Here is a 4,012-nt window from a genome sequence, read left to right on the forward strand (position 1 = left end):
GCCGTGGTGCTGCTTGCCGCATACGTCATTGGCTCCTTTCCCACGGCATTCCTGGTGGGAAAAGTGAACGGCGTCGACCTGAGGTCGGTCGGGTCCGGCAACCTCGGCGCGACCAACGTGTTTCGCACGCTTGGGTGGAAGTGGGGGTTGCTGGTGTACGTCGTGGACGGCCTCAAAGGGGCGCTGCCGGTGCTGCTGTTGCCCGGCGTGATCGGGATGGGGACGGGCTGGCCCTGGGGAGTGGTATTCGGTCTTCTGGCCATTGTGGGACACGTTCGGCCGGTGTTCCTGATGGGGAGGGGCGGTGGGAAAGGCGTCGCCACCGCCAGCGGCGTCTTCATCGCCCTTGCTCCCATTCCTGCGCTCTGCGCGATGATCAGTTTCGTGATCGTCGTGGCGATGACCCGCTATGTGTCGCTGGGTTCCCTTGTCGGTGCTGTCGTGTTGCCCGTGGCGTTGCTGCTGCAGCAGCGCGCGTTCACGCCGCTCGTGATCGTGAGTGTGGCGGTGGGGGCGTTTGTTTTCTGGACGCACCGTGAGAACATCGGTCGGCTTCGCCGCGGGGAAGAACGTCGCGTCGGGCGGACCTCCCCGTCGTCCTCTGAGGGGCGCGCATGATGGACCGTTCGCTGGCGTGCGCCGTTATCGGTGGTGGCGCGTGGGGGACGGCCATCGCCGACCGTCTGGTGCGCAATGGCCATCGCGTCTCGCTTTGGGCTCGCGAAGCTGACGTGGTGGCAGCGGTGAATACCCGCCAAGAGAATCCGCGGTTCCTGCCGAGTATCGCGTTGGCACCGGGCCTGGTGGCCACGACGGATATGGCAGTTGCCCTGAATGGTGCCGGTCTCGTGGTCTACGCCGCGCCGTCGCATGTGCTGCGGGAAGTTGTCGCGTCCTGCGCCGGTTCGATTGCAGCCGGGGCGGTACTGTCGGTCGCGACCAAAGGCATCGAACGCGAGACGTTGGCGCTCATGACGGATGTTGTCGCGCAGGAGGCCTTGGGGCATGAGGTCGTCGCGGTGAGTGGCCCGAGTTTCGCTGCGGAAGTCGCACAGGGGCAACCCACCGCGGTCGTCGCCGCGAGTGCATCACACCGCGCCGCGACGCTTGTGCAGGGTGCCATGAGCGCCGCGGCCTTCCGCGTGTACACCAGCGACGACGTGGTCGGCGTGGAGCTTGGTGGTGCGCTGAAGAACGTGATGGCGGTGGCGACGGGTATCCTCGATGGTCTGGGGCTCGGCTACAATCCGCGCGCTGCGTTGATGACGCGTGGACTCGCAGAGATGACGCGCCTGGGTGTGTCCCTCGGCGCGCGGGCCGACACGTTCGCCGGACTCGCGGGATTAGGCGATCTTGTGCTGACGTGCACCGGTGCGCTCTCGCGCAACCGGACGCTCGGGGTGGCCATCGGGCAGGGGCAATCGTTGGACGAGGCGCTGGCAGGCAAGGACACGGTGGCCGAGGGGGTGCTGAACGCCCAGAGCGCGAAGGCCCTGGCCGATCGAGCGGGTGTCGAGATGCCGATCATCGACGCGACGTACCGGATTCTGTTTGAAGGGCAGGGGCCGCGGGAAGCGGTCACCGAGCTCATGGCGCGCGAGCTGCGCGCGGAGCGAGACTGAAGTGGGTGCGCCCCGCGGTGAGCCGATTCAGGAGTTTTATTCCATTGGCGAGGTTTGTGCACTCACCGATCTCAAGCCGCACGTCCTGCGATATTGGGAGAGTCAGTTCAAGTTACTGAGTCCGGCGAAGAATCGGAGTGGAAACCGCGTTTACGCGCGCCGAGAAGTAGAGTTGATTCTGCTGGTGAAACATCTGCTGTACACCGAGAAATACACGATCGACGGTGCGCGTCAGAAACTTGATGCGCATCGAAAGGGCGGCTCGCTGCGGACGGCGGCTCGCACGGCGCTCGAAGTGGAGGCGCTCGAGAGCATCGAGCGTGATTTGGCGGAGCTGCGGGCGATCCTCGACGACCGTTCGGCACTGCGTCCCTCGTAACGCTCGGCCCGCGCGCCGCGCTCTACTCGTCTCTCACCTCATCCGATGCGCATTCTCCTCAGTAACGACGACGGTATTCTCGCCAAGGGACTCGGCGTACTCGAGCAGGCTTGCCAGCCGCTCGGTGAGCTCAGCGTCGTGGCGCCCGATCGTGAGCAGAGCGCGACCAGCCATTCGCTCACGCTGCATCATCCGTTACGACCCGTTCAGCTTGGGGCGCGACGCTGGCAGGTGGATGGCACGCCCACCGATTGCGTGATGCTGGCGTGCGAGGCGCTGCTCGAGTCGCGCCCGGATTACGTGATCAGCGGCATCAATCACGGCCCGAACATGGGCGAGGATGTGTTGTACAGTGGTACGGTGGCGGCCGCCATGGAGGGCCTGGCGCTGGGCATCCCGTCGATCGCCGTGTCGTTCGCCGGCAGCGCGCTGCGCGCCGATGCACTGCTCGAGACGCAGGTCGCCGTGCTACGCGATCTGCTGAAGCACCTGATGTCGCTCACCTCGTTTCCACCCGAAACGCTCCTGAACGTCAATCTGCCCAATGTGGCCGGCGATCAGATCAAGGGCGTTCGACTCACGCGGCTCGGGCGCCGCGTCTTCAGCGATTCCATCACGAAGATGAAGGATCCGTGGGGACGCGAGATCCTGTGGATCGGTGGCGGCAGTGTGGAGTGGAGCGGTCCCGACGACTCGGACTTCCGCGCCGTGCACGACGGCTATATCTCGGTGACCCCGTTGCACCTCGACCTCACGCACCGCGATGTGCTCGACACAGCGATGGATTGGTGGCGTCCTCTGTAGAACCGGAGTTCCGCGGCGCCCGCCGACGGCTGGTTGAAGCGTTGCAGGACAAGGGCATTCGCGATCTCGCCGTCTTGCGCGCGATCGATCAGGTACCCCGGCACGTGTTCGTGCCGCCGACGGTGCGGCATCGTGCGTACGAGGATTCTGCGCTGCCGATCGGCAGTGGGCAGACGATCTCGCAACCGTACGTGCATGCGCGCGCGCTCGAACAGCTGATGCTCACCGGCAAAGAGAAGGTTCTCGAGATCGGCACAGGGTCCGCGTACCAGACGGCGCTGCTGGCGGAGTTGGCGGCGCAGGTTTTCTCGATCGAGCGCTATCCCGCGCTGCTCGATAAGGCGCGACTGGTGCTGCAGCTGGCCAACGCGCGCAACGTGTCGCTCCTACTGGGGGACGGGACGCTCGGATGGCGCGAGTACGGTCCGTACGACGGGATCGTCGTCAGTGCAGGGGCGCCGCACGTCCCGCCAGCACTGGAGGCGCAACTGGCCGAAGGCGGGCGGATGCTCATTCCCATCGGAGACCGGGAAGAACAGATGTTGACGCTGTTCGTGAAACGGAACGGACAATTGGAAGGTCGTGACATCGTTCCGGTCCGCTTCGTCCCCTTGATTGGGGCCGGTGGTTGGCCGGCCTGATGGACCTGACGGTTGAGCGCGTTTGCGCACGATCGCTTCTCAGCGCATTTTCGGCATCCACGGCCTGACCACGCTATGTCCACACCTGGCTCGAACCCGTACACCGACTCCGTCGTCCGCTCACCAACGGCGCCGTATGCGATCCCGCAGCCGAGAATCGCCTCGGACGATCGCGAGCCCTCGTCGGCGCGATGGTATGTCGGACCCTACGTGCCGGCACCTTGGCGCGGGACGCCCGAGGCGGCAGCGGTTCACGGCGCGACGCCGCTTTCGGTGACGCCGCTCTCGGTGACGCCGCTCTCGGTGACGCCGCTCTCGGTGACGCCGCTCTCGGTGATCGACATGCCACCGTCGTACCCGACCCCGGCGTATTTCACCGCGCTCGGGTCGTCGTCGCTCGATGACGTCGTGGCGACGGCGTTCAACATGCCGGTCATCGGGCACTCGACCGAAGATGAGGCCCCGGCGTCGGTCACGGATCCGGGTGAGCTGTTCGCCGACGCCGGTGATCCTGTGGCGCCGGACGCGGCGTCGCTTCCGTGGATCGATGTGTTTCTGTCCTCGAC

The 4,012-nt window shown here is 65.7% G+C and carries 6 protein-coding genes; all 6 read left to right on the plus strand.

Annotated elements, in window-relative coordinates:
- The first annotated feature begins 3 nt into the window (after nucleotides 1-3).
- On the plus strand, nucleotides 4-618 hold the full coding sequence (gene plsY, locus ACIRA7_RS15425) for a glycerol-3-phosphate 1-O-acyltransferase PlsY (RefSeq protein WP_396221732.1): 615 nt from the start codon (nucleotides 4-6) through the stop codon (nucleotides 616-618).
- Nucleotides 618-1,622, plus strand: coding sequence for an NAD(P)H-dependent glycerol-3-phosphate dehydrogenase (locus ACIRA7_RS15430; RefSeq protein ID WP_396221733.1), 1,005 nt, complete (start codon nucleotides 618-620; stop codon nucleotides 1,620-1,622). The genes plsY and ACIRA7_RS15430 overlap by 1 nt, the downstream gene beginning before the upstream one ends.
- 1 nt (nucleotide 1,623) lies before the next feature.
- Complete coding sequence (locus tag ACIRA7_RS15435) at nucleotides 1,624-2,001, plus strand: MerR family transcriptional regulator (RefSeq protein WP_396221728.1); 378 nt, start codon at nucleotides 1,624-1,626, stop codon at nucleotides 1,999-2,001.
- A gap of 45 nt (nucleotides 2,002-2,046) precedes the next feature.
- Complete coding sequence (surE, locus tag ACIRA7_RS15440; protein WP_396221729.1) at nucleotides 2,047-2,805, plus strand: 5'/3'-nucleotidase SurE; 759 nt, start codon at nucleotides 2,047-2,049, stop codon at nucleotides 2,803-2,805.
- A complete protein-coding gene (locus ACIRA7_RS15445; protein WP_396221730.1) occupies nucleotides 2,790-3,446 on the plus strand; it encodes a protein-L-isoaspartate(D-aspartate) O-methyltransferase in 657 nt (218 codons plus the stop codon). The genes surE and ACIRA7_RS15445 overlap by 16 nt, the downstream gene beginning before the upstream one ends.
- Before the next feature lie 75 nt (nucleotides 3,447-3,521).
- On the plus strand, nucleotides 3,522-4,012 hold a 491-nt coding region (locus ACIRA7_RS15450; protein ID WP_396221731.1), incomplete at its 3' end, for a hypothetical protein.

Source organism: Gemmatimonas sp., from assembly GCF_044376735.1.
In the GTDB taxonomy this organism is placed as follows: Bacteria; Gemmatimonadota; Gemmatimonadetes; order Gemmatimonadales; family Gemmatimonadaceae; genus Gemmatimonas.